This is a genomic window from Polynucleobacter sinensis, from assembly GCF_001595985.1.
Lineage (GTDB): Bacteria > Pseudomonadota > Gammaproteobacteria > Burkholderiales > Burkholderiaceae > Polynucleobacter > Polynucleobacter sinensis.
Map to the genome: position 1 here is coordinate 49,170 of NZ_LOJJ01000008.1, position 24,548 is coordinate 73,717.

General features: G+C 47.0%; 22 protein-coding genes. 11 read left to right on the forward strand and 11 right to left on the reverse strand.

Going from position 1 to position 24,548, the window contains the following annotated elements:
- The first annotated feature begins 10 nt into the window (after window positions 1-10).
- The 3 genes from AOB49_RS08495 to AOB49_RS08505 all read left to right on the forward strand — a co-directional run bounded on the left by AOB49_RS08495 (window position 11) and on the right by AOB49_RS08505 (window position 3,653).
- Entirely contained in the window at window positions 11-1,063 is a 1,053-nt protein-coding gene (locus AOB49_RS08495) for an Ldh family oxidoreductase (protein ID WP_245640657.1), read from the forward strand.
- A 19-nt stretch (window positions 1,064-1,082) separates the two neighbouring features.
- Window positions 1,083-2,054 carry a Bug family tripartite tricarboxylate transporter substrate binding protein gene (locus tag AOB49_RS08500; protein ID WP_062309933.1) on the forward strand — a complete coding sequence of 324 codons (972 nt, stop codon included), beginning with the start codon at window positions 1,083-1,085 and terminating at the stop codon, window positions 2,052-2,054.
- A gap of 192 nt (window positions 2,055-2,246) precedes the next feature.
- Window positions 2,247-3,653, forward strand: a complete 1,407-nt coding sequence (locus AOB49_RS08505) for a TAXI family TRAP transporter solute-binding subunit (protein ID WP_062309935.1) — start codon at window positions 2,247-2,249, stop codon at window positions 3,651-3,653.
- 1 nt (window position 3,654) lies between these two features.
- Here AOB49_RS08505 and AOB49_RS08510 read toward each other — a convergent pair whose 3' ends face one another.
- The 3 genes from AOB49_RS08510 to AOB49_RS08520 form a co-directional block, all read right to left on the reverse strand.
- Window positions 3,655-4,113: a phosphate-starvation-inducible protein PsiE gene (locus tag AOB49_RS08510; RefSeq protein WP_082784125.1), complete on the reverse strand. Its 459-nt coding sequence runs from the start codon at window positions 4,111-4,113 to the stop codon at window positions 3,655-3,657.
- A gap of 113 nt (window positions 4,114-4,226) precedes the next feature.
- Window positions 4,227-5,501 (reverse strand): NAD(P)/FAD-dependent oxidoreductase, encoded by a 1,275-nt coding sequence (locus AOB49_RS08515; RefSeq protein ID WP_062309937.1) that lies wholly within the window; start codon window positions 5,499-5,501, stop codon window positions 4,227-4,229.
- Window positions 5,502-5,510: 9 nt separating this feature from the next.
- A complete protein-coding gene (locus AOB49_RS08520; RefSeq protein ID WP_082784126.1) occupies window positions 5,511-5,840 on the reverse strand; it encodes a c-type cytochrome in 330 nt (109 codons plus the stop codon).
- Window positions 5,841-6,022: 182 nt separating this feature from the next.
- Between AOB49_RS08520 and AOB49_RS08525 the strand changes: the two genes are divergently transcribed.
- From AOB49_RS08525 to AOB49_RS08535, 3 genes are read left to right on the forward strand one after another with little or no spacing between them, the layout of a single operon-like run.
- A complete protein-coding gene (locus AOB49_RS08525) occupies window positions 6,023-7,744 on the forward strand; it encodes an ArnT family glycosyltransferase (RefSeq protein ID WP_062310070.1) in 1,722 nt (573 codons plus the stop codon).
- Window positions 7,741-8,976 carry a sialidase family protein gene (locus tag AOB49_RS08530; protein ID WP_062309940.1) on the forward strand — a complete coding sequence of 412 codons (1,236 nt, stop codon included), beginning with the start codon at window positions 7,741-7,743 and terminating at the stop codon, window positions 8,974-8,976. The genes AOB49_RS08525 and AOB49_RS08530 overlap by 4 nt, the downstream gene beginning before the upstream one ends.
- Window positions 8,973-9,596 carry a hypothetical protein gene (locus AOB49_RS08535; RefSeq protein WP_082784127.1) on the forward strand — a complete coding sequence of 208 codons (624 nt, stop codon included), beginning with the start codon at window positions 8,973-8,975 and terminating at the stop codon, window positions 9,594-9,596. Before AOB49_RS08530 ends, AOB49_RS08535 begins: the two co-directional genes overlap by 4 nt.
- A gap of 78 nt (window positions 9,597-9,674) precedes the next feature.
- On the opposite strand, the gene AOB49_RS08540 is transcribed toward AOB49_RS08535, so the two are convergent.
- The 6 genes from AOB49_RS08540 to fabI all read right to left on the reverse strand — a co-directional run bounded on the left by AOB49_RS08540 (window position 9,675) and on the right by fabI (window position 16,075).
- On the reverse strand, window positions 9,675-10,667 hold the full coding sequence (locus AOB49_RS08540; protein WP_062309942.1) for a tripartite tricarboxylate transporter substrate-binding protein: 993 nt from the start codon (window positions 10,665-10,667) through the stop codon (window positions 9,675-9,677).
- A 59-nt stretch (window positions 10,668-10,726) separates the two neighbouring features.
- The gene (locus tag AOB49_RS08545; RefSeq protein WP_062309945.1) at window positions 10,727-11,572 is read right to left on the reverse strand and encodes an HpcH/HpaI aldolase/citrate lyase family protein; all 846 of its coding nucleotides are present in this window, start codon (window positions 11,570-11,572) and stop codon (window positions 10,727-10,729) included.
- A gap of 31 nt (window positions 11,573-11,603) precedes the next feature.
- Window positions 11,604-12,974, reverse strand: a complete 1,371-nt coding sequence (locus AOB49_RS08550; RefSeq protein WP_062309948.1) for an MmgE/PrpD family protein — start codon at window positions 12,972-12,974, stop codon at window positions 11,604-11,606.
- Between the two features lie 74 nt (window positions 12,975-13,048).
- The gene (locus AOB49_RS08555; RefSeq protein ID WP_062309951.1) at window positions 13,049-13,933 is read right to left on the reverse strand and encodes an FAS1-like dehydratase domain-containing protein; all 885 of its coding nucleotides are present in this window, start codon (window positions 13,931-13,933) and stop codon (window positions 13,049-13,051) included.
- A 31-nt stretch (window positions 13,934-13,964) separates the two neighbouring features.
- On the reverse strand, window positions 13,965-15,293 hold the full coding sequence (chrA, locus tag AOB49_RS08560; protein ID WP_062309954.1) for a chromate efflux transporter: 1,329 nt from the start codon (window positions 15,291-15,293) through the stop codon (window positions 13,965-13,967).
- Window positions 15,290-16,075 (reverse strand): enoyl-ACP reductase FabI, encoded by a 786-nt coding sequence (gene fabI, locus AOB49_RS08565; protein ID WP_062309957.1) that lies wholly within the window; start codon window positions 16,073-16,075, stop codon window positions 15,290-15,292. Before fabI ends, chrA begins: the two co-directional genes overlap by 4 nt.
- A gap of 50 nt (window positions 16,076-16,125) precedes the next feature.
- On the opposite strand from fabI, the gene AOB49_RS08570 reads away from it, so the two are divergent.
- The 5 genes from AOB49_RS08570 to AOB49_RS08590 all read left to right on the forward strand — a co-directional run bounded on the left by AOB49_RS08570 (window position 16,126) and on the right by AOB49_RS08590 (window position 22,545).
- On the forward strand, window positions 16,126-17,997 hold the full coding sequence (locus AOB49_RS08570) for an extracellular solute-binding protein (protein WP_062309960.1): 1,872 nt from the start codon (window positions 16,126-16,128) through the stop codon (window positions 17,995-17,997).
- 11 nt (window positions 17,998-18,008) lie between these two features.
- Entirely contained in the window at window positions 18,009-19,073 is a 1,065-nt protein-coding gene (locus tag AOB49_RS08575) for a microcin C ABC transporter permease YejB (protein ID WP_172793422.1), read from the forward strand.
- Entirely contained in the window at window positions 19,070-20,095 is a 1,026-nt protein-coding gene (locus AOB49_RS08580) for an ABC transporter permease (protein ID WP_062309965.1), read from the forward strand. Before AOB49_RS08575 ends, AOB49_RS08580 begins: the two co-directional genes overlap by 4 nt.
- Complete coding sequence (locus AOB49_RS08585) at window positions 20,092-21,747, forward strand: ABC transporter ATP-binding protein (protein WP_062309968.1); 1,656 nt, start codon at window positions 20,092-20,094, stop codon at window positions 21,745-21,747. The genes AOB49_RS08580 and AOB49_RS08585 overlap by 4 nt, the downstream gene beginning before the upstream one ends.
- Before the next feature lie 147 nt (window positions 21,748-21,894).
- Window positions 21,895-22,545: a C40 family peptidase gene (locus AOB49_RS08590; RefSeq protein ID WP_245640658.1), complete on the forward strand. Its 651-nt coding sequence runs from the start codon at window positions 21,895-21,897 to the stop codon at window positions 22,543-22,545.
- Between the two features lie 2 nt (window positions 22,546-22,547).
- Here AOB49_RS08590 and AOB49_RS08595 read toward each other — a convergent pair whose 3' ends face one another.
- Both AOB49_RS08595 and AOB49_RS08600 read right to left on the reverse strand, forming a co-directional pair.
- Window positions 22,548-23,507, reverse strand: a complete 960-nt coding sequence (locus AOB49_RS08595) for a hypothetical protein (RefSeq protein WP_062309973.1) — start codon at window positions 23,505-23,507, stop codon at window positions 22,548-22,550.
- Between the two features lie 68 nt (window positions 23,508-23,575).
- Entirely contained in the window at window positions 23,576-24,490 is a 915-nt protein-coding gene (locus AOB49_RS08600) for a patatin-like phospholipase family protein (protein ID WP_062309975.1), read from the reverse strand.
- Window positions 24,491-24,548: the final 58 nt, after the last annotated feature.

The following is a 24,548-nucleotide window of genomic DNA, read 5'->3' on the forward strand; positions in this document are numbered from 1 at the left end:
ATTTCAAAAAATGATGAAAAATTTACCTGTTATTAAGGCTGAGGAATTTATTGCAAATGCTTTGCAAGCCAATAAGGTCCCTATGGCGGATGCTAAGGTTATTGCACAGCTTATGGTGAAGTCGGATTTAGCTGGCGCTGATGGCCACGGAATTTTCAGATTGCCCGCGTATATCAAACGAATTCGGGCTGGTGGCATCAATCTCAATCCGAATATTCATATTGAGCGTGAGCAGGGTGCGACTGCCTTAATCAATGGCGACAATGCTTTTGGTCACTTGGTTATGAATAAGGCCGTTGAGATTGCTGTAGAAAAAGTGAAGAAATATAGTGTGTGCTGGGTTGGAAGTCACTTTGGCAATCATTCTGGCGCTGCATCTGTCTATGTAAGAAAGTTAGCAGAACAAGGTTATATCGGAATTTACATGGCCGTTGGGAATGCCAATCACATGGCGCCATGGGGCGGCATTGACTTGCTGTTATCAACTAATCCAATTGCCATTGCGGTTCCCGCTGGTGATCATCCTACCGTGTTACTAGATATTGCTACTACCGTTGCCGCATACGGAAAGGTAAAGGTAGCGGCGCAAAGGGGAGAATCTATTCCAGATACCTGGATGATTGACCGCAGCGGTAAACCCATCACGGATCCAACCAAGTCTGGTGAAGGTTCTTTATTGCCGATTGGTGGTTATAAGGGGTATGGGCTCGCCGTGATGATTGGTTTGCTTGCGGGGGCGTTAAATAATGCCGCGGTTGGCAAGGATACGGTTGATTTCAATGCGCATCATGACCTGATTACCAATACTGGACAGACCATTATTGCGGTAGACCCAAGTGCTTTTGGCGACCGAGACCAGTTTGTTGAGCGTGTAATTACTTTAGTGAATGATCTGAAGGCATCGTCTAGATTGCCTGGTGTGAATCAGATTCGAGTGCCAGGCGATGGCGCCGCAAAAGTAATGGCAGAAAGATTGCAGCATGGTATTCCGATTTCGCCTGAACTAAGAGAGTCATTGAATCAGTGCGCTAGGGAGTGTGGAATCGCAGTATTAGATTTATAAATTTACCGGAGGAGACAAAGTGATTAATAAAACCATTAAAAAAATAGCAATCAGTTCCCTGTTAGTGCCTTTTATTTTTGGTACGGCATTTGCTGCATACCCAGATAAGCCCATCAAGATGTTGATTGGCTATGCCCCAGGGAGTTCAACCGATATTGTTGGCAGAATGGTTGCCAATGAATTGAGCGTTGCCTTAAAGCAGCCTGTGATTGTTGAGAATCGCGGAGGGGCTGCGGGAAGTTTGGCAGCTGATGCGGTTGCGAAGAGTGCCCCAGATGGCTACACCATTTTGTTCGCGCAGAATGGTTTGGCAATCAATGTGGCTGCAAATCCCAAATTACCATTTAATGGTCAAAAAGATTTGGCGCCAGTTGTAGGAGTTGCTGCCACTCCTCACATATTGATTGTGAATAACAATTTAAAAGCAAAAAATGTAGTTGAATTGGTTGCGATGCTCAAAGCTGATCCTGGAAAGATGAGTTATGGCTCATCTGGAATTGGTAATTCAGATCACATGGCTGGAGAGTTATTGTTGGCGACCACTGGTACACAGGCTATCCATATCCCTTATAAAGGAGGCGCTCCTGCTGCAACTGACTTGATGGGCGGTCAAATTGATTTTTACTTCGCGGGTATGCCGGTAGGGCTGCCTTTATACAAAGGTGAGAAGGTAAATGCTTTAGCTGTGACAAGTAAAAACCGTTTTAGTGGTGCCCCCGAAGTGCCCACAATGCAAGAAGGTGGTGTGAAAGGTTACGAGATGTCCTTGTGGCAGGGAATATTTGTTCCTGCTGGCACGCCTGCTGCAATCGTTGGCACCTTGAATAATACCGTTCTAAAAATTCTGGAAACACCAGAAATGAAGGAGCGTTTTGTGAAGGCAGGCGTTCAGATTGCGCCTATGAATACCCAGCAATTTGCCGATTTATATAATTCTGATATCGCAAGATGGAAAGTAGTGATCGAGAAGGCAAAAATTAAACTCGATTAATATTCATCAATCAGTGCAATAAATATCCGGGATATTGACGAAAGTTGATATCCCGTTTTTATTGAGGTCATTCATTAATGATGCATCCTCCAGATCTGGCGATTTTCCTAGGGTTAACATGAATAACACCTTTTCCGAATAGCAATAAGCACATTATCATTAGCTTTTCACATATCTTCTGACTGGTCTCTTATGGGAAGTATTAAGCAAGACATCAAGGAAACCTATTTAGGTCTCTATGAGACCATCCAAGAGAAGTGGGGCGATTTCACTCAATTTTTGATGGAGGCTTGGCCCTTACTGGTAATTCTGTTGGTGGGCTTAATGGGTGTTTGGTGGTATGCCGACCCGCCACCGCCAAGACATGTGCTGATGGCAACGGGGCAACCCGGAGGTTCTTATTACGTTCTCGGAGAGAAGTACGCAGCCTTTTTTAAGAAAAAAGGCATCACTCTTGAGTTGCTAACCACCAATGGTGCTGAGGAAAATGTGACTCATCTGGTGGATCGCAAGGATCCCGTGCAGGCGGCTTTTGTGCAGGCGGGTGCTTTTAATCCGCATGAAGTGACTGGCGTACAAACATTGGGCACCATCTCCTATGATCCCATCTGGTTGTTTTATCGTGGATCTGAGATTAAGGCTACAGATTTTCAGGAAATTAGAGCGAAATCCCAATATTTTCTGAACTCTAGAATGTCTATTGGCGCCAAGGGTAGTGGAACTTATGCGCAAGCAATGCACATTTTGAAGGCAAGTGGATTTGATAAGGGCGCTCATTTCTTGTACCTCTCGGGAGCTGAGTCGGTTGAAGCCTTGCAAAAAGGAGAAATTGACGCAGCATTCATCGTTGATGCCTATGAGGCGCCCAATGTGCAGAAATTACTCGCCGACCCAAATATTCACTTATCAGCATTCCCTCGGGCCGAGGCGTACTCTCGCTTGCTTCCTTACATGCAAATCTTGAAAGTGCCAACAGGGGCATTTAGTTTGGAGCGCAATTTTCCTTCGGTTGATATCAAGCTGATGGCCTCAACCACCAATTTATTGATAGATGACCGCATGCATCCAGCCCTGCAATTCTTATTTTTGGAGGCTGCACGCGAAATTAATGGACGCGCCACTTTCTTCTCTAGTCATGGCGAATTTCCCTCTTTCAAAAATACTGGTCTTCCAGAAAGCCCTGTTGCTCTTCATTATGAAAAAAATGGCTCACCGCTTTTGATGACCTTCTTTCCTTTTTGGTTGGCTGAGTTAATTAATCGACTGGTTTTTGTCTTGCTGCCATTTTGCGCTGTTGCGTATCCTGTCTTGCTGACATTACCCGGCTATCGTAATAAACGTCTGCGTAGAAAAATTGATAGGCTGTACGGAACTTTAAGGCTGTATGAGCGTGAATTGACGGAGAATTTTCAGGCTGAAAAAAAGGATCTCTATTTGAAAAAGCTAGATCTATTGGAGTATGAAGCTTTGCAACTACAGATCCCTAAAAGCATGTCTGGTGATTACTACGCCTTGCGTAGCAGCATCGACTATGTCCGAAACTGCCTTAACCGAGGCGTACAACCTTACCAAGTTCAGGAGTCGGAAGTCTCTATTTAAATCATTCATTTTCCCCAGACTTGCTGGGGAATTTGAATGAAGCGTAGCGAACAACAGCATTGGCGATCGCTAATACAAGAATGGTTATACCCATTAGCAAGATAGCCATGTCTGCCTCATGCTTGGTGTTGACAAGATCAATAATGAGACGTGTCACGGCAGTGATGGCAACATAGATCAAAAAGCGGACTGGCATATGGTTTGTCTTGAAATAAATACCGACCATCGCACCAATCTCTAAATAGATAAATAGCAGGAGTAGGTCTTCAATAGATGCGGAGCCTTTAGAGACCATGCCCATGAATGCCACCGCGGCCGACCAAACTGTTGCAGCCCCAATTCCAAACAAAGCAATCCGGTGAAAGAGTGAGACAAATAAATTTCCAATCGGAACTGTCCAGCGCTCGATAGCCTCTTCAATTTTGTGAGCATCTTTGGGGGTGCGTTGGGGCATATTCATGGGGGCTCTCCTGAATTCTTTAATTTGTCCATTCCAGTATATTTCTCAATTCCTATAAAAGGATATAAAAAAAGAGGCCCAAAGGCCCCTTTTTTCCTTGCTCTTGACGCAAATCAAGCCAAACTGTCTGCCCAGATATTGTGAGCCCAACCCCAGGCGTAAACACCCTCAAGAGTGGATGGGGCAGGGGATAGGCCTCCCGATCCAGGCACTGTTTTGAAAGTCTTTTCAGCAGCGTTGTACTGATGGACGCTGGCAACATGAACTACTTCCTTGTCATTCACAAAGCTGTAGCAGGTATTGGTTAAGACTGGTGCTGGGTTCACTTCCCAGCCACTTAACTCAGCCACAATTGCGGCAGCCGCTACTTTGGCATGCTGGTTAGCCATGTGGCCTGACTTAGGCATTAATGGAGCAATCTGAATGGAATCCCCTAAAACATGGATGTCTTTACGAGCAGTGGATTCAAAATTGAGGAAATTCACATTTACCCAGCGACCATTAGAGTTTGCTAAGCCAGACTTCACGGCAATATCACCAGCGCTCATCGCTGGCAAGAGATTGAGAACATCACCCTTGATGTCATCCTGCACTTCGAGCTTGACCGTTTTAGTCTTAGCATCCACAGCCGTAACATTATGTTTAGGAAGGTACTCAATGATTCCAGCGTACTGCTCAGCCCAAACCTTTTTAAACAATCCGCCTTTGGAAGTGACATCCTGATTGGCATCTAAGATCAGTACTTTAGACTTGGCTTTGTGCTGCTTTAGATAATTAGCAACTTGGCAGGCACGCTCATACGGCCCTGGAGGGCAGCGATAAGGCGCCTCAGGAATGCTAATGATAAATGTGCCACCATCACGCATCGCTGCAAGTTGTTTGTGTAGCGCAACAGTTTCCGCTCCGGCCTTCCAGGCTTGTAAGGTCACACCATCTTTGTTAGCTTGTGCAAGACCTTCAATGCTATTCATCATGAGAGATACGCCAGGTGACACCACTACCTTGTCGTAACGCAAGGTTTTTCCTGATGCAAGTTTGACAGTTTTCTTATCGGCATCAATGCTACTGACGCTATCTTGAATGATCTTAATGCCGTGTCGCTTACTTAAGTTGTCGTATGAGGAAGTGATCTCAGCCATATTGCGTGAGCCACCCACTACTAGATTGGATAGTGGGCATGATACGAAAGAGGCATTTGGCTCAATCAAAGTAACGCGAGCCGTATTATTTGATAAAAGACGGAGATATTTAGCTGCAGTTGCTCCACCATAGCCGCCCCCGATGACTAAAATTTCTGCTTTTTGTAAGTTAGCGCGAGCTTGGGTAGAAAATCCAGCGAGTAAGCCAATTGCGGCAGCGCCTTGACCAATAAAATGTCGACGATCCATGGTGCCTCCTTATTGTTTTTTGCCAAGTTGATTGGCAATGGTAGTGAGTTGTTCGTCAGAGTAGCCCTTGGCTAACTGAGGCATGATGGTGCCTTCACGGGCACCCGACTTAAATGCTTTGAGTTGGGCAAGCATTTGTTCGCTTGTCAGGTTGTTGATCAATGGCATCCCACCATCAACCACGCCTTTTCCATCGGTGCCATGACAATTGGCGCAAGTAGCTGCTAGGCTACGTTTGTAGAGCGTATCGGCATTTTGCGCAATACTTGCTCCACTCCATTGGCTAAGACCCACAAGGGCACTAGCTAGCAGAATAGGTTTTAAATACTTCACTCGCATAGGAATAGTCTCCGTCTTACATGCAAATTGTTGATGGGTAATGCTCAATGGCTCTATCTTAATCAGCCAGGCGCCAAATTGGTGGTTTTACTTAGATTGATTTTCAATAAGCTCAGAAGGAAAAGTGGGTTTAAATGGGCTCAGAATGCAGGCTTTGTGATGAAGCCCTATAAACTATGGGTATGCGAAGCTCTTTTACCTACCGCAGTGCAGTACTAATCCTCATTCTGGGTATATTTACCTATCTTTATGGTTTAGATAGCCGCTTTGCTCCAAAAAATGGGGACGAGTACCCCTATATGCATATTGTTCGTCTGACGGCGGATGCGGGGTCATGGTTGCCATTGCAGTCTGAAATGGATGGCATTAAAAATACCAAGCCACCACTAATATTTTGGGGGGGTATTGCAAGCACTCATTGGGCTGCGGATTGGTCTTTATTTGCGCTTCGTTGGCCAAGTGTGCTCTATACAGCATTCACTGCTTTTTTCTTATTCTTGGCAGTTGCACGTTTTAGCGGAAAAAAACAAACGGGTTTGCTTGCGGCTTTACTTTGGCTCGCTTTTTTTGCTACTTACCGTTATGGCCGACCCTTTTTAACTGACCCTCCTGAAGTGTTTTGGTTGAGCTTGCCATTCTTTGGACTTTTGTATTGGGGCAAGAGTGCTTTCAATTCAAAGCTGCTGTTTCCGGTGATGGCGGGCATCTCCCTTGGGATGGCCTTATTGTCCAAATCTTTTGCCTATATCGTGCCGGCCTCTTTTGCATTAGGCCTGTTCTATTGGCGTTGGCGTGAGTGGAGTATTTCAAAGGTCCTGGTACGGGATGCTTACAAGCTCATCTTGATTGCATTATTAAGCTTAGGCGTCTTTGCACTTTGGTTTGTTTTGGATCCATCTCCTGAAGCAATCTGGAAGGAATTTGTATTGGGGGAGAACGCGGCTAAGTTTGAGGCTCGTAGCTCCCACTATTTTTTAGATCTCATTCGTGGTGGCGATAGCATTTGGATGCTAATTCTGACTACTTTGGCGAATGCCGGCTTATTGACGTTTGTTTTGATTTCGACGCTCATCCAGTGTTGGCGTCAACGTCGCTTTCTGTCTCTGGAAGAGGCGCTGCTATTGCTTTTGGTTTTAGCCTTCTTCATTGTTTTTAGTTTGCCTAGTCAGCGTTCGGGGCGTTATTTGTTGCCAGTGATGCCAGCCTTTGCAGCTTTGATAGCGCTGCATTGGGATCGCTTGCCCTTATGGGGATTTCGGATAGCGTTGCTATTGCAGTTGATTTTGATCGCCACTCTTGCTTGGGTGGGAGGAAATCTCCAGTTATCAAACTTCTTGGGGCAGCCTAATATTTGGAATTACTCTTATTGGCATTGGGCCCTTGTCTGTGCATCGCTATTACTCATCATTGTGGGGCTTGCTCACCAAAATCGCACCAAGACATTGGCTTTAGCCGGCTGCTTTCTGAGTTATTGCATATTGACTAGTAGCTTATCGCCACTAGAGGGGGCTTTGGGTCGATATGATCAGGCAACGATTGAGCGGGTATCTCGACAGGATATTTGGGTGCCATGCGACTATCGAGCTAAAGACGAGGAGTATCGACTTTTACTACCAGGAACAAAGCTTCACGGCTATCTTGCAAAAGATGCCGGAGATGCTCGCTTGCTAAGTGATACTTATCCTTTAGTCGCAGTTCAATCGCCGATTGGGATTGAGCCAGAGCTTTGCGAATCATGCCAAATTATTGGTCGGCGCATGGAGATGCGCGCACGCCACTCTAATGCGGAGATTTTGGCAATGGTTCAAGGCCAGATTGGGCAACATCTATTTGTTAATGAATATTTAATTTTGACTCCAGCAAAGATTGAATTGCCTTTATCTGGGAAGGACGCCTGCCGATGAGTCGCGTGATTGCTTTTTGTGCCTTGCTGCTTGCTGCAGTTTTGGGTTATCTACATATTGATAGTCGTCCAGCATGGGCGCCATTCGCCATTGAAAAACCGGTCTTTAATTCTGATGAAACCCAAGAGTTTGAGGCCATTGAGATCAGCAAATCCTCCCGACTCAGTAAGCAAGCATTACCCACCAAAACGGCCCCAGTAATCTTGCGGATGGATTGGCTGCCAGATACAGGAGCACCGTCAGTACACGCCGCCTCGCTCATTGCCTTAAAAGATGGCGCAATCAGAGCATTCTGGTTTGCAGGCAGTAGAGAAGGCGCCCCAGATGTTGTCATTAATACTGCTGTCTATGATCCTCGTGCCACGCGTTGGAGTGCGCCAACCGTAGTGATGGATCGTGTTGGAGCGGAAAGAGGTTTATCACGCTATATCGCGAAACTGGGTAATCCTGTTCCCGCAAGAATGGCGGATGGCCGCATGCAATTATTTTTCGTGACCGTATCTATTGGTGGTTGGGCTGGTAGTTCAATCTCCACAATGATTTCTGATGATGAGGGTTTGACATGGAGTCAGCCGCAGCGTTTGATTACCTCCCCCTTAATTAATTTAAGCACTCTGGTCAAATCACCGCCCCTACAGTTTGCAGATGGCCGCCTTGGTTTGCCGGCATATCATGAGTGGATTGGAAGATTTGGTGAGTTCTTAAGAGTTGAGGCGAGTCAAGTGATTGATAAGCGTCGCATGAGTTCCGGTAGGGGCGCCATTCAGCCTGTGGTGTTTGTAGACGGCGAGCAAGAAGCTAGTGCGTTCTTTCGTCAAACGCGTTCAAGCTCTCAGTTAAAGCAAGTTCCAGTGAGTGACACCAAAGATGCTGGTCAATCATGGAAGGTTTCTGAGGATCTCGCAATACCTAATCCCAATTCAGCGCTGGCTGCTTTGACTCTAGCAAGCGGTGCTCGTGTCATGGTGCTCAATAATATTGAAACAGGTCGCTATCGCTTGGTGATGGTGATGCGCGCAGCACAATCATCTCCATGGAAGGTAATTCAGACCCTAGAGGATGACGAATCTTTGGCAAATGATCAGCGTCGTGAGTACTCATATCCGTATTTGATTTCAGCAAACGGGAATGATGTGCATTTGGTATATACCTGGGATAGAAAAAAAATCCGTCATGTGTATTTTCCATCAACATGGTTTAAGCAGGCTCTAGAGAAACCAGAGGTCCAATGATGAATACATACATGCAAACGATAGCCCTGATAGAGATGTCAATTACCTGCGCGATGGTGTTGATTTGGTGTTTTCAGAAGGTGCTGCAAACCCAGATGTCATTAACAGTTCGCCTTGTTCTATTGCTGCTGTTAGGCAACCTCTTTTTTTGGCCCCTAGGACTCTCACTCGAGTTACCCTTGGCAGCCTACGTTCGTGGCGTGACAGGCGACCTCAGTATCGTTTCAATGCTATTGCTGTGGAGCAGTATATTGCTCTCGGTTAAGGATGTCCCAATGGGGGTGAAGATTTGGATTGCGTTGCTGGCGATCATTTTTTATCCCTTAGCATTGGGCTTCGGAATGTTTGATCCCTACGTATGGGGATATGGAAGTTTTGGATTTTTGATTGCAGTGATTATTTTTGGCTTGCTCTGTGGTCTTGCTGGATGGGTCTGGGGTGTTTGGTTAATTTCGTTGGCCATCATGGCCTGGGCCGCGCACTGGCATGAGTCTACAAATCTATGGGACTACTTGCTCGACCCTTTCTTGGCTGTCTGGTCAGTATGCGCGATTATTACGTTCATTTATCAAAGGCGTCGCGCAAAAACTCAGTCTGGCTACTTATTTAGAGCGGGTTAAGTTTTATAGCCCGTAGTGTTTAGGGGTAACAAAAAAGCCAGCGATCTGCTGGCTTTTTTGTTGACTGCTATTCCAGGATTAATCTGGAATATTTGCTTTACGGATGACTGGGCCCCAAACGTTGATCTCTTTATCAAGATGATCTTTTAGGCCTTTTGCAGAGATCTTATCTGCTGACACAATATCAATATTGGAATCTTCTAAACGCTTCTTCACGTCAGGAGTATTCAATGCTTTCTTGAGAGCGGCATTGATTTTGTCCAAAATTGGCTGAGGAGTGCCTTTAGGAGCGTAAACACCATGCCATACCTTCACCTCAAAGCCTTTGAGGCCTTGTTCGTTTAAGGTTGGAACATTCGGAATTGCTGGTAAGCGCTTCATAGTGGTTGTACCAAACGCCTTCACGCGACCATCCTTGATGTAAGGAATGGTTTGTGTAGTTTGGTCACACAAGAGATCGACTTGACCGCCTAAGAGGTCTGTCAAAGCAGGGCCTGTCCCTTTGTAAGGGATGTTGGTCAATTTCACACCCATGCGGCTTTGGAATAGCAGGCCGCAAAGCTGTGACACTGCTCCAGGGCCAGCATTGGCCATGGTAACTTTTGAGCCATTTGCCTTGATGTAGGCTTCTAATTCTTTGAAGTTATTGGCAGGCAAATCTTTCTTGCCCAAGAGGACCATTGGAACGTCAGCTACTTGACCAATGTATTCAAAGCTCGTCATCGGATCGTATGGGAGTTTGTCGTACAGTGCATTCGCTGTTGCCATGCCCATGTGGTGAATGTAAATCGTGTATCCATCTGGCGCAGCACGTGCCACTTTGGTGGAGGCAATTGTGCCGCCAGCACCTGGAACGTTCTCAACCACTACCGTCTGACCAAGAGCTTGGCCCATTGGAACAGCAATCAATCGTGCGATGGAGTCTGTTGGGCCACCAGCCGCAAATGGAACGATCAACTGAATTGATTTCGTTGGCCAGTCTTTTTGGGCGGATGCAATATTGCTACCCAGCAATGCGCTAGCGCTGATAGCAGCGGCGATGCCAGCGAAAATAGTTTTCTTCAATTTCATGTAAGTCTCCATAAATGTGTAATACCTGTTAATTTTGCCATCTTTAGCATTTGCGATGTTTAGGGTTTACCAGCAACGGCTAATGTCCTTTGTGCCAATAGGACTACTGGACGGTCAATCATCCGGCCATCTAGCTTGACTACGCCGCCTTTTGAGGCTTTATCGGCTGCAATAACGCGATGCGCCCAATCTATCTCGTCAGCGGAGGGCATAAAGGCGTCTTTTACTGGACCAACTTGTTTTGGGTGTATGCAAAGCTTGCCGCCAAACCCCATTCTTTTTGCACGCTGCGCATCATTGCTAATACGCTCTAAGTCATCGGTGGAAGGGGTGACCCCATCAATAGGAGGGGCAATTTGAGCTAAACGTGACGCCAAGACGATTTGAAATCGTGCCGTTTGCAGCTCAGTTTCTTGAGGGTCGCAGGCCATTCCAAGATCGGCTTGAAGATCGAGATTGCCTAAAGCTAAGCGTAATACCTGTTGAGAGTTGGCGAGATCATTTAATCGATCAAGTCCAAGAGCGGTTTCAATCATCGGAATGATTGCTGTATTGGGAAGAATCAGAGCCGCCCCATTGATTTGGTCGAGGGACTCGCTCTTGGGAATAAGTAAGCAAGCGACATTTAACTCTTGGGCGAGAATGAGATCGGCTCCATAAAAATTACTGCCAGGTGAGTTTGAGCGAATGATCAAGCGTTTTTTCTGCTCATTGGTAAATGTGCCCCAAGCAGTGCGAATAGCTGCGCGAGCCTGTTCTTTATCCTCTTCGGGGACTGCGTCTTCTAAATCAATGACGACAGCATTCGCATCACTATTCAGAGCCTTTAAGAATCTCTCAGGGCGATTGCCCGGAACAAATAAAAAGCTGCTACTAAAGCCAATAGGGGTATGTAGTGGATTCATGGAGTATCTATATTGGGTTAAATAAATTGGTTTACGTAAGCAATAGGCCAATCTTGGCTTGTTTACGAATATTCCATAGGCGTTCAATCGCAGTAGCCATTTCTGATGGGGTAGCGCCACCACTAAATGCTGCTAGTCGCATTGCTTTATCAGTGATTTCAGCGCGGCTTAATGTATTGCCTGGATCGCCCTTGGGCTCATCAACTCGCCCCTCTAGAACTTCTCCATTTTTTAAAAATACTTTTACCTTTCCAATCCAGCGCTGTGGATAGGCGCCGTCCACTTCGGGATCCAAAACCATGGTGACTCGATCACGGAAGGCGCAGATCTCATCATCATGAAAATGCGCATCAAATTCTTGTAGACCAGCAAATTGATAATGAGCAACAAGGGCGAGCACGGTGCCCATAGAGAACTTTGATTGGTGCACTGTACTTGGATCAGTTACCGGCCCGAGCACATCGATCGCACCTTGATGTACCAAGGTTTCTACTTTCGCAATATCGCTAGGCTTGAGTTGGTGTGCGATCATGACTTGCAATAATGCATCTGCAGCAGGGTGGGTATGACGGCATGATGCGTGGTATTTAAAACTCGTTTCAGCAATCGTCCAGCGGCCACCCAATTGATCGACTAATTTACTTGGATCGGCATCGCTAGACATGCCCGCAGCCATACCTTGCTTGCCTTCGAGGATCTGTTGCGCGCCTGTAAAACCAGATTGTGCCAAGTAGGCAGACATGAGCCCAGTCGATGCAGCGTGCGCAGTATGTAATTGCTTAGAGTCAGCAGCATCGCGTAAGAATTCCCAGAGTCCTGCTGATTGCGTTCCCGCGGATCCAAAAGCATGCAGCATTTGGACGGGGCTCAATTTGAGTAAGTTACCTACTGCGGCAGCGGCAGCTAGTGTGCCTGCAGTCCCAGTGGTGTGAAATATTTTGTAATGCGAGCGCCCTAGAAATTCACCAACGCGAATACCTACTTCATAGCCAGCAACAGCCGCCACCAGTAAATCCTCTCCAGAGGTGCCAATAGTTTGAGCGGTAGCAAGTGCCGCGGGAAAAACAACGGTAGCCGGATGAAAGACAGAGCCATTGTGGACGTCATCCTGTTCGGCAACATGCGAAGCCGCTGCATTCGCCATTGCCGCCAAGAATGGACTTGAGTTTGAACGGGTAATCAGAATTTCCGCGGAGCCTGGGTGAGTCGCATTAAAGCCCCCCATGTTTTGTGCGAACTGGGTAATCGTTTCAACGGGGCGCGAGCCCTTGCCCGCAATGGCTGAGCCAAACCAATCCACCAATAGATCTTCGGTGCGATTAATCACATCTTGAGGGATGTCATTAATTTTTAATTGCGCGGCAAATGTAGCGAGCTCTTTAGATAAATGCGATGTCAACATGAAGCAAGAAATTCCTCGGTAATAGAGATGTATTTAATTGGTGATTTAAAAACTGATTGTCATAGCGCAGGCGATTAAGCCAACACCGCCGTTGCCTGCATCGTGAGCCAGCCTTCGTGGTCTTGCGCCCAAATGGAAATTGTTTTTCCAGACGGATCTTTTTCGAGATCAGGTTTGGCACTCACCTTAAAAAGGTTGATGTCAAAGGTGGGGCGAATAGCCCTGAACTCAAAACTCTTGAGGGTGCAACCTGGGATGCTTTGACGTACGAGATCTACCAAGAGAGTTGCAATCAAGGGGCCGTGAACAATGAGTCCAGGATAGCCTTCCACTTCAGTGACATATTTGCGATCGTAATGAATGCGATGACCATTAAATGTCAGTGCTGAGTAGCGAAACAACAAAACATCATCTGGTGTAATCGTCTTTGACCACTTTGCGTCTGTGGGGGCAGGAGTGGGAGCCACTGGCTTGTCATCTGGACCAGGGGCATCGCGATACACAATATCGTGCTCTTCAATTAAGGCTAGACCATTTTGATTAGAGACTTCATGCTTGACCAAAACAAAGATCAGATCGCCAGTGCGTCCAGCCTTATGGGTAACCGATTTAATCTCTGATACCCGTTTAATCTCGTCACCAACTGATAAGGGGGCAACCCACTCTATCCGGCTACCTGCCCACATACGACGTGGCAATGGTACTGGTGGCAAAAACCCACCGCGCTTAGGATGGCCATCGGGACCAATCTCAGATTGCCGCGCATGAGGTAAAAAATACAACCAATGCCAAAGCTCGGGTAAAAAGCTGCCTTTGCTGGGCTCGGGATCAACTCTATCGAGTGTTGCCGATAAGGCCCTTACAGGGGCGGCAGTAATAGAGTCATGAAGGGTCTCGGTCTTACCGAGCCATTCCTGAAGATGGGCAATGGTTTGAGGTTCGATTCGCATAACTTCCATTATGCCAATTTAAGCGCTTCGAAAAGGTCGATTAGATCAATAAAGTGGCCAATAAATGACTGAGTAGACCTGCTAGAGCGGAGCCCGCTAAAACACTCAGAACCCCTTTTTGGAATTTGAAGAGTGCTAGCCCCGCAAGCGCGCAAATAGCAATTGAAATCCAGGAGATAGAGCCACCCAAACCTTGAGGAAAAAAGACGTGATAGGCAAAGAAAAGACCTAGATTCGCGATGACGCCTACAACGGCAGCGGAAATTGCAGTGAGGGGTGCTGTGAAGCTGAGCTTGCCATGGGTAGATTCAATTAAAGGGCCGCCCACTAAGACTAAAAAGAAGGAAGGTAAAAAGGTGAACCAAGTGGCAACACAGGCACCTAATACGCCAAACCAAAATGGATCGCTATTGCCGATGAGGTGCTGAATGTGGCCGGCTAGATAACCAACAAATGCCACCACCATGATGAGTGGCCCGGGAGTAGTCTCCCCTAAAGCCAAGCCATCCATCATTTGCCCAGAGCTAAGCCAGTGAAATTGATCAACGGCTCCTTGGTATACGTAAGGTAGTACGGCGTAGGCACCGCCAAAGGTGAGGAATGCTGCTTTAGTAAAGAACCAAGCGATTTGGGGGTAGAGCGTTTTCCAGCCAAACAATAAGACAAGCCCGAGAAAAGGTAGGGTCCATAAAACACAAACTATTGCAGTATGGCTAACTAGCTTTTTGGGGGTGAAGAGTGCGTGCTCAGGCGTGGGAGTGCGATCATCAATGATTGCCGCCCCATAATTTTTATCGTTTGCATTTGCATGTGAAGACTGTTGCTCGAAGTAGTCTGGATATCGTTTTCCGCCCCAAATACCAATTAGTGCAGCCCCAAGCACGATGAGTGGGAAGGCCAGGTTAAGAGCAAAGATCGCTACAAAAGAACCAAACGCAATCGAGCGCAATCCTCGGTTATGAAGCGTGCGCTTACCAATGCGGACAGCTGCATGTAAAACGATTGCGGTGATGGCGGGTTTGATGCCAAAAAAAATTGCGGCAATCCAGGGTACTTGACCGAACGTTATATAAACCCAGGAGAGACCAATCAAAATAAAGAGTGATGGCAATACAAATAAAGCGCCTGCCAGGATGCCACCCCAAGTGCGATGCATGAGCCAGCCAATATAAGTAACCAGTTGTTGCGCTTCTGGTCCGGGTAGCAACATGCAATAGTTAAGCGCATGTAAAAAGCGCCGCTCAGAAATCCAGCGACGCTTTTCAACAAGCTCTTGGTGAAGGACGGCGATCTGTCCAGCAGGTCCACCAAAGCTAATAAAGCCTAGCTTAGCCCAAAACTTCAGAGCTTCGCGCAGTGGAACGCTCAAGCGTCTTCCATTCCACCAATAACTTGGCTAAAGCCGTTATCTACGTAGATGATTTCAGCGGTAATACCATTTGCTAAATCAGATAACAAGAAGGCGGCAGTGTTGCCGACATCATCAATGGTCACATTGCGACGCAATGGTGCGGTTTGTTCAACAGCTTCCAAAATCTTGCCAAACCCTTTGATGCCAGAAGCGGCAAGAGTTTTGATGGGGCCAGCGGAAATCCCGTTGGCGCGAATGCCTTTGGGTCCAACGGAGCCAGCAAGGTAGCGCACCGATGCTTCTAAAGAGGCTTTTGCCAAGCCCATCGTGTTGTAGTTAGGAACGTTCTTCATTGAGCCTAGGTAGGTCAATGTGAGCAAAGAGGATTTATCGCGCAGCATCGGCAATGCTTCCTTGGCCATTGCTGGGAAGCTATATGCAGAGATGTCGTGTGCAATTTTGAAGCCTTCCCGAGATAGGCCTTCTAAGAAGTCGCCAGCAATCGCTTCGCGGGGCGCAAAACCAATTGCATGGACAAAGCCATCAAATTGCGGCCAGGATTTAGCCAAATCCTTGAATAAGGCGGAAATTTGTTCGTCGCTGCCAACATCGCAGTCAAAAATCAGATCGGAATTGAATTCTTTGGCGAAATCAACAATTCTGTCCTTAAAGCGCTCGCCAACGTAGGTAAAGGCTAATTCAGCCCCTTCGCGATGACATGCCTTGGCGATGCCATAGGCAATCGAGCGGTTAGAAAGTAGGCCGGTAATGAGAATTTTTTTGCCAGCGAGAAAGCCCATAATGTGTCCTTTGCTTCAAATGTGGTTTGCTATCTACAATTGTTGCATATATGCCCATGCCAACCCCTTTCTCCCGAATCCCTGCTTTATTACTGCTTGCCCTTATGGTTGGGCTAATAGCCGGCCCTGCCTATGGCGCTCAAGGGATTGCGCAGTATGGAAAACCTAAATATGCGGATGGATTTGGTCATTTTGACTATGTCAATCCCAGCGCGCCGCGGGGCGGAACCCTGACCCTCCCAAATCCAGATCGTCGCACCAGCTTTGATAAGTTCAATCCATTTACTCTGCGTGGGGTGGCTGCCCCGGGTATCGCGCAGCTCATGTTTGAGTCTTTGGCAGTTGGCAGTGCGGATGAAGTCTCTAGTGCTTATGGATTAATTGCCGAAGATATTGCTGTTGCTCCAGACAAAATGTCGGTTGTTTTTCGGATTCGTCCTGAAGCTAAATTTTCTGATGGCAGCGCCATTTTGGCTAGCGATGTCAAACACAGTTTTGATACCTTGATGAGCTCTTTGGCAAATCCGCAATTTAAAACGGTATATGCCGATGTAAAGCAGGCGGTGGTAGTTTCTGATCGCGTGATTCGGTTTGACTTTAAGAATCGCAACCCAGAATTGCCAGTGATGGTTGGCACACTACCGATCTTCTCGCGTCATTGGGGCAAGAAGCCCGATGGCACTATTACTCCTTTTGATAAGCTCACCTTTGAACTTCCTCTGGCGAGCGGTCCCTACATCATTGAGTCATATAAGGCTGGCAAGACCATGGTGTTTAAGCGCAACCCCAATTATTGGGCTGATCAGGGTGGCAAGACTCTGAATGTGCGCGTAGGTTTTTATAACTTTGATCGCGTGGTGTACAAGCTCTACAGCGATGATGCTGTTCGCCTAGAGGCTTTTAAGGCCGGTGAGTTCGATGCCTTGGTGGAGTATCGTGCTAAGAATTGGGCAAAAAGTTATGTGGGTCCTCGTTTTAACGACGGTACCCTAGAGAAGAAGGCCTTCTTAAATCACAATGGTGCGGGTATGCAAGGCTTTGCGATGAATGTGCGCAGACCGATTTTTCAAGACCCACGTGTACGTCAAGCTTTGGGTTATGCCCTCGATTTTGAGTGGCTCAACCGTCAATTATTTTTTGATCAATACAGTCGAATCAATAGCTACTTTACAAATAGCGATTTAAGTGCCAATTTTGATGGACCGCATAAACCAACTGACGCTGAACTGAAGTTACTCAAGCCACTCAAAGCGCAGTACCCGAAGTGGGTCCCTGATGCCGTCTTTGGTCCAATGCCGCCAGCTCCATCTACCGCTCCACCCGATAGCCTACGTCAGAACTTACGCAAGGCTCGCGATCTTCTGGCTCAAGCGGGCTGGCAGTATCGTGACGGTGCCCTCCGAAATATGCAGGGTGAGCCTTTCCGTTTTGAGATGGTCGAGGATGGTCCATTTTTCTTGAGGGTGATTTCATCCTATGTCCGCAACCTGGAGAAGTTAGGTATTGCGGTGGATATTCGTACGAGTGACTTTGCTTTGCATCAAAAGCGGATGGATGAATATGATTTTGATATGACAACCATTCGTTTCCCAGATTCACAAAGTCCCGGTAATGAATTATGGGATCGCTTTGGTAGTCAAGCTGCGAAGGAGAAGGGTTCTGATAACGTGATTGGTGTTCAGTCTCCAGTAGTCGATGCCTTGGTAGATGCGGTTGTAAAGGCGCAAACCCGCGATGAATTGCGTGCTGCCACGCGGGCTTTAGATCGTGTTCTGTGGAATAGCTATTACGTGATTCCGCAGTGGTACAACCCGACACACCGAATCGCGTATCGTAAGGAGATGCGCTATCCAGAACCTCCCTTGTATTACACCGCTGAATCTTGGATATTGCTCAATTGGTGGAAAGAGGGGGCGCGCTAATGCAAGGTCAAATGTGGTCATACATTCTCAAGCGCGTACTCTTGATGATTCCTACTTTATTGGGCGTACTGACGCTGACCTTTGCCGTGGTGCAATTTGTACCAGGTGGACCAGTAGAGCAATTGATGTTGGAGCTAAAGGGTAAAGGAGATGCTGCAGTGAGTGGTGCAGAGTCTTCTGGTGGCGGAAGTAACTATCGTGGACGACAGGGTGTAGATGCAGAGCGCTTAGCTGAGGTGAAGGCTTTATATGGTTTTGATAAGCCACCAGTAGAGCGCTATTTTATGATGCTCAAGCGGTTCGCACAATTTGATTTAGGCCAAAGTTATTACCAGCACCAAAGTGTTTGGCAGTTGGTGGTTTCTAAATTGCCAGTTTCCATCAGTATCGGTCTTTGGACTTTCTTTTTAACTTACTTGGTGTCAATACCGTTGGGTATCGCCAAGGCTGTCAGGGATGGATCCCGCTTTGATGCGATCACCAGCACGATGATTTTGGTTGGCTATGCTATTCCGGGGTTTGTTCTTGGTGTATTGCTTCTCGTCATATTTGGCGGCGGCAGTTTCTTGCAAATATTTCCTCTGCGTGGCCTCACTTCGGACAACTGGAGTGACTTAAGTTTGATGGGCAAGGTAATGGATTATTTGTGGCATTTGGTGTTGCCGATTACCGCTTCAGTTTTGGGTAGCTTCGCAGTCATCACGATGTTGACGAAGAATTCATTTTTGGAAGAAATTCGTAAGCAATACGTACTGACCGCTAGGGCAAAAGGCCTCACAGAGAAGCAGGTTCTTTGGAAGCATGTCTTTCGGAATGCTTTGCTGCCTTTGGTAACAGGTTTTCCTGCCGCATTTATTGGCGCCTTCTTCACAGGCTCGCTCCTCATAGAAACATTATTCTCGCTAGATGGCTTAGGCTTACTTTCTTATGAATCCGTTATGCGTCGCGACTACCCAGTGGTCTTTGGTACGCTATACCTCTTTACCTTGATTGGCTTATTTACGAAGTTAATCTCTGATCTTTGCTACGTGTATATCGATCCCCGTATTCAATTTGGTGCGGGAGGCGGGTCATGAATCGTTGGCAGCGCTTTAAAAATAGCCGCATGGGCTATGCCAGCTTATGGATTTTTATGATCTTGTTTGGCTTGAGTATGTGTGCAGAACTCATAGCGAATGACAAACCATTGATCGTGCGTTACCAAGGAAAATTCTATTTCCCGATTGTGAAATCGCAACCTGAGCGCGTGTTTGGGGGAGACTTTGCTACGCCTACGGATTTTTTAGATCCTGACATTCGCCACAACATCACTAGTAATGGTAACTGGGCGATTTATCCCCCGATTCCTTATAGTTACGAGACGCTCAACTATTTCTCAAAGGTTCCCAATCCGGCGCCACCATCCTTTGATAACTGGTTAGGAACGGATGACCGAGGTCGCGATGTCCTCTCGCGCTTAATTTATGGATTTCGTCTATCGATTCTCTTTGGCTTGGCTCTAACGATTGTTGGAGTCAGCGTAGGCATTATTACGGGTTCTTTGATGGGATTTTTTGGTGGAAAGTTTGATCTCATCTCGCAGCGATTAATTGAGATTTGGTCGGCAATGCCCGAATTGTATTTACTGATTATTTTTGCCTCGATCTTTAATCCCAGCATTTGGCTTCTGATTTTGCTACTCGCCGCTTTTGGTTGGATGGGTTTATCCGATTACGTGCGTGCGGAATTTTTCCGTAACCGTGCCCTGGAATATGTGCGTGCCGCCAAAGCTTTGGGTTTAACGAATTTGCAAATCATGCGTCGTCATATTCTGCCCAATAGCCTGACTCCAGTGATTACTTTTCTGCCTTTCAGAATGAGCGCTGCGATTCTTTCGCTAACCAGCTTGGATTTTTTGGGCTTGGGTGTTCCCCCTGGAACTCCCAGTTTGGGAGAGTTGCTTTCTCAGGGTAAGAGTAATTTGGATGCATGGTGGATCTCGCTCTCCACTTTTGTTGTCTTGGTGGCAACCTTGTTATTACTGACCTTTATGGGTGAGGCTCTACGCGATGCTTTTGACTCCCGTAAATCAGGTGCAATGAGTGGAGGCCGCTCATGAAAGCCAATCTCCCTTCATTACTGCGTTACGAGGATTTCTCTATTTCTTTTGGCTCAGGTCGTCGCGAGAAGTTTGCCGTGAATCATTTGGATTTGGAAATTGGTGTTGGCGAGCGTGTAGCGTTAGTGGGTGAGTCTGGCTCTGGTAAAACCTTGACTGCTTTAGCTCCGCTGCGTCTTGAGCCAGAGGGTGCGAAAGTGTCGGGGCGGATCCTATGGAGCGGTGGCCAGTCATCAAAAGCCCCCATGGATTTACTGTCACTTTCCAATCAAGATATCCGGCAGATTCGTGGTCGCGAGATTGCCATGGTGTTTCAGGAGCCAATGACTGCACTGAATCCCTTATTTACAGTGGGTAATCAAATTGTCGAAGCAGTGCAAGTATATGAACCCTTAATCTCTAAAGCGGCTTCTGTCGCGGCTGCAATAGAGTTGCTAAGAAAGACGGGAATTCCTGAACCAGAAAAACGTTTCCACTCCTATCCGCATCAACTTTCTGGTGGGCAGCGACAGCGTGCGATGATTGCCATGGCTTTGGCTTGTAAGCCCAGATTATTAATTGCCGATGAGCCCACCACCGCGCTTGATGTGAGTTTGCGATTACAGATTCTCGATTTGCTCAAAGAGCTGCAAGAAGAATCTCGGGATCATGGTGGTATGGCAATATTGCTGATCACCCATGACCTAAATTTAGTGAAGCATTTTGCCCAGCGCGTAGCGGTTTTAAATCAAGGCAATTTGATGGAGCTTGGCGCTACCAGGCAAGTGTTTGAGCGTCCTGAGAATCCATACACAAAAGCTTTGGTTAATAGCGAGCCCGTGCGTGATTTAGCGCCAGTAATGCCATTAGCTCCAGTATTGTTGAAGACCGAAAACTTATCGGTTTCTTATCCTGGTACCGAGTCCGCGGGATGGTTTAAGAAGCCTCCGCGACACCAAGTGTTGCGCAAGGTGGGCTTTGAATTAAAGCAGGGTCAGACCATAGGAGTTATTGGCGAGTCTGGTTCAGGAAAGACTACTTTAGGTATGGCCGTGTTGGGATTGCTTGGGGATACCGCCGCTCAGATTATTGGGGAAGTGGATGTTCTAGGTCAGGACTGGCAAAAGTTAAAGCCTGCAGAGCGTCGCGCTATGCGCTCAAGTTTGCAGGTGATTTTTCAGGATCCTTTTGGATCGCTGTCTCCACGCATGAACGTGATGCAAATTATTTCAGAAGGTTTGGATGTGCACTTTCCTGGGTTATCTGTGGCAGAGCGCGAATCACGTGTCTTAGATATTTTGAGGGAGGTCGGCATTGATCGCTCGGCACTGACGCGTTACCCCCATGAGTTTTCAGGTGGTCAAAGACAGCGGATTGCAATTGCGCGTGCTTTAATTTTAAAACCGCAGATTTTGGTTTTAGATGAGCCCACTTCCGCTCTCGATGTATCCATTCAAAAGCAAGTCCTAGCTTTGCTTACCGAATTGCAAAAGAAGTACAACTTGGCCTATCTCATGATTAGTCATGATTTGGCTGTTATTCGGGCAATGTCGCATGAGGTGATGGTTCTTAAAGCAGGGAAGGTGGTGGAGTTTGGGGATACGGAAACGCTGATTAAGCACCCTCGGCAAACCTATACCAAAGAGCTTTTTGCGGCAGCAGAGCTTGCTTAGATGGGCCAAAATCGCTAAAAATATCCGAAATAAATAAAATAATTCAATAAAAACAAATACTTATGATTGATATAGGTGTTTGGTTAAATTGAACTTCTTTGTTAAACTGGCTCGATGCCATTTCAAAGTGACCTTTTAAAGTTTCTGATGAAGCGTGCCCCTGCGGCAGTTTTCTGCTCGCTTGTTTTGGTGGCGCAGTCTGGTTTGGCGGCTGATGTCACTCCTGATGCTGCCAAAGATGCGTCAGCGGATATCGCGAGAGATGTTCCTAAGGAAAGCATGTTTCAGGCAGGGAAAACCTACTTTTCTCGAGTATCAGATCGCTTGGCTGATTCTGTTACTGGCAAATCCGATGAGTTGATTAATCGCGCCATGGAAGTGATTGGTGTGCGTTATCGCTGGGATGCCGAGTTACCTCAATCTGGATTGGATGGTAGTAGTTTTGTTGGCTATGTCTTCAAAGATAAGTTGGGATTCTTGTTGCCAAGAAAATCTACTCAAATGAGTCGCGTAGGTAAGGCGATTACACGTGAAGAGTTGCAGCCTGGTGATTTGGTTTTCTTTAACACTATGCGTTTAACGTTTTCGCATGTGGGTATTTATGTTGGCGATAATAAATTTATCCACTCGCCATCTAAGGGTACGAGTGTGCGCGTAGATGATCTGAGTAGTCTCTATTGGGATAAGAGATTTGATGGCGCGCGTCGTTTAGATGGCAGTGACAGCTTAGGTGACTCGGAGCGCCAAGAATTGCTCAATGAAGTGAATAAACTTAAGCGTAAGTCACGCAGTCTTTAAGATTAGAAGCTAGCAGCTAAGCCAATAGATGTTCCTCGGACGTTCTGTCCAAATTGATACCGAAATACTAAGCGAACCCTACTAAACATTGGGTCAGACGCACTTCTATCCACTTCGATTCCAGTGCCCACTGACGAGAGTGAATCAAAGCCTAAGGCTCCTCTGAGTTGGCCCAAAAATTCAGTATGAGCCAATTCAAATACTGCCCGCAAAGGCCTATCTAATACGGTCAGGGGAGTAGGGTATCGAGCGCGAGCCCATAAGCCTGCGCTTTGAGAATTGGCCGCACCCTGAACTGCTGTTGAAGTGTCAAAAGTACTTAGCGAGATATTGGTGTATCGAAGTTCGACATCGTATTCACGTTCGGGTTTGTAATCTTCGTAGTCGAGCATGAGCGATCCACCAGCGCCATAAGCATTCATGCGACCGCCGTTCAGGAATTGCATATCAACCCCTTTATTTTTCTCAAGATATCGCCCAAGAAGAGAGAGGTCGCTCTCCATATGACCAAGCATGATATTCGCTATGGGTCGAATGCGTAAATTCTCAGTGAGCGGAAAGTCCCAGCCAATACCTCCTGTGCCGGTAATACCATTCCAGTGAACGGGCACTGTAATGTCTGTGTTTCCAATACCATCGGTAAATGTGGGGTTGTAGCGATTAAACGCAATGGTTCCCTCTAGGTATAGAGGAAAGTTGGCGCTAATTCGATCTCCACCCCCAAGTGAGATCATCTGCAGGTTCTGGGCATCTCGCCCCTTATCGGTAATTGATAAAGAGCCGGTAGTCACATCAGGGGTGAGTGAATATCCCGTGATGGTCATGAACGCATCAGTTCTTTTTTTAAGGTAATTATTTGCCGCTACGGTGAATTGCTCTTGAGACTGTGCAAGCGCGCGCTGTCCAAGGAAGGTTATCCCTAAAACACAAGCAATTCGAAAGAAGGTAGATACGTATTTCATAAGTAATCGCGGGCAATCCTAAAGCAATATTAGCCTCTTGGATAGCTAGCCCTATAGCTAATTACACCTTAGCTTCTTAACTTTTCTTTGATTGCTGCCATCTGTTCTTGTGCGGCCACTTCACCGGCCAAAATTGCAGCGTTTCTGGACTTAAAGTCTCCGCTACTCATTTGTTTTAGGTGAGGTGTGATGACAATGTCAGCACTTTTCAGTTCGTATTGATTAATACTTCTTTGCATAATGGAAATGGTCTGCTGCATGACGCCGAGCGTACCGCTGGCATCCTGATGAACTGGCTCCGAGGAGATGTTGACCGCAATCACTAGTGTTGCCCCCATCTGCCTGGCATAGCTGGCCGGAACGGGCGCTACTAAGCCGCCATCCACATACTCTTTGCCGCTAATGACGGCCGGTTGAAAGACGCCAGGGACACTGCAAGAAGCGCGTACTGCCATGCCAGTATTGCCTGATCTAAATAACACCCCTTTGCCCGATTGCAGTTCAGTGGCAACGATTCCGAGAGGAATGCGCATTTGCTCGATGGTTTTATTTTGAACTTCACGATTAATCATGTTTTGAAGGGCATCGCCTTTGATGAGTCCGCCAAATCTTCCCGCAAAGGGAAGTCCCCAGTCTGCAATCGTGGCTTCGTCTAAATTTAAGGCAAGTCGATTCAGTTCATTTCCGGTGGCGCCAGAGGCTAAAAGGGCGGCAATCACGCTGCCTGCGCTACTGCCAACGACGATATCCGGACGAATTCCCTGCGCCTCTAGAGCTTTAATGACGCCCACATGGGCAAAGCCACGGGCTGCTCCTGCTCCTAGGACAAGGCCAACAACGGGTTTACGGCTCGAGAATACGCTACAACCCCCTAGGCCGGCACTGCCTGCAAGTGTGCCTAAGCCAAGGCCAAAACCTAGAAAGCGACGTCTTTTCTCGACTTCTGAGGTCAAAAGGGGGTGGGGGGCGTGAATTTCATGCATATAGCTATTGTATTGAGCCTACCTTATAATGGCGCGAAGGTGAACGAAAAGAACTTCG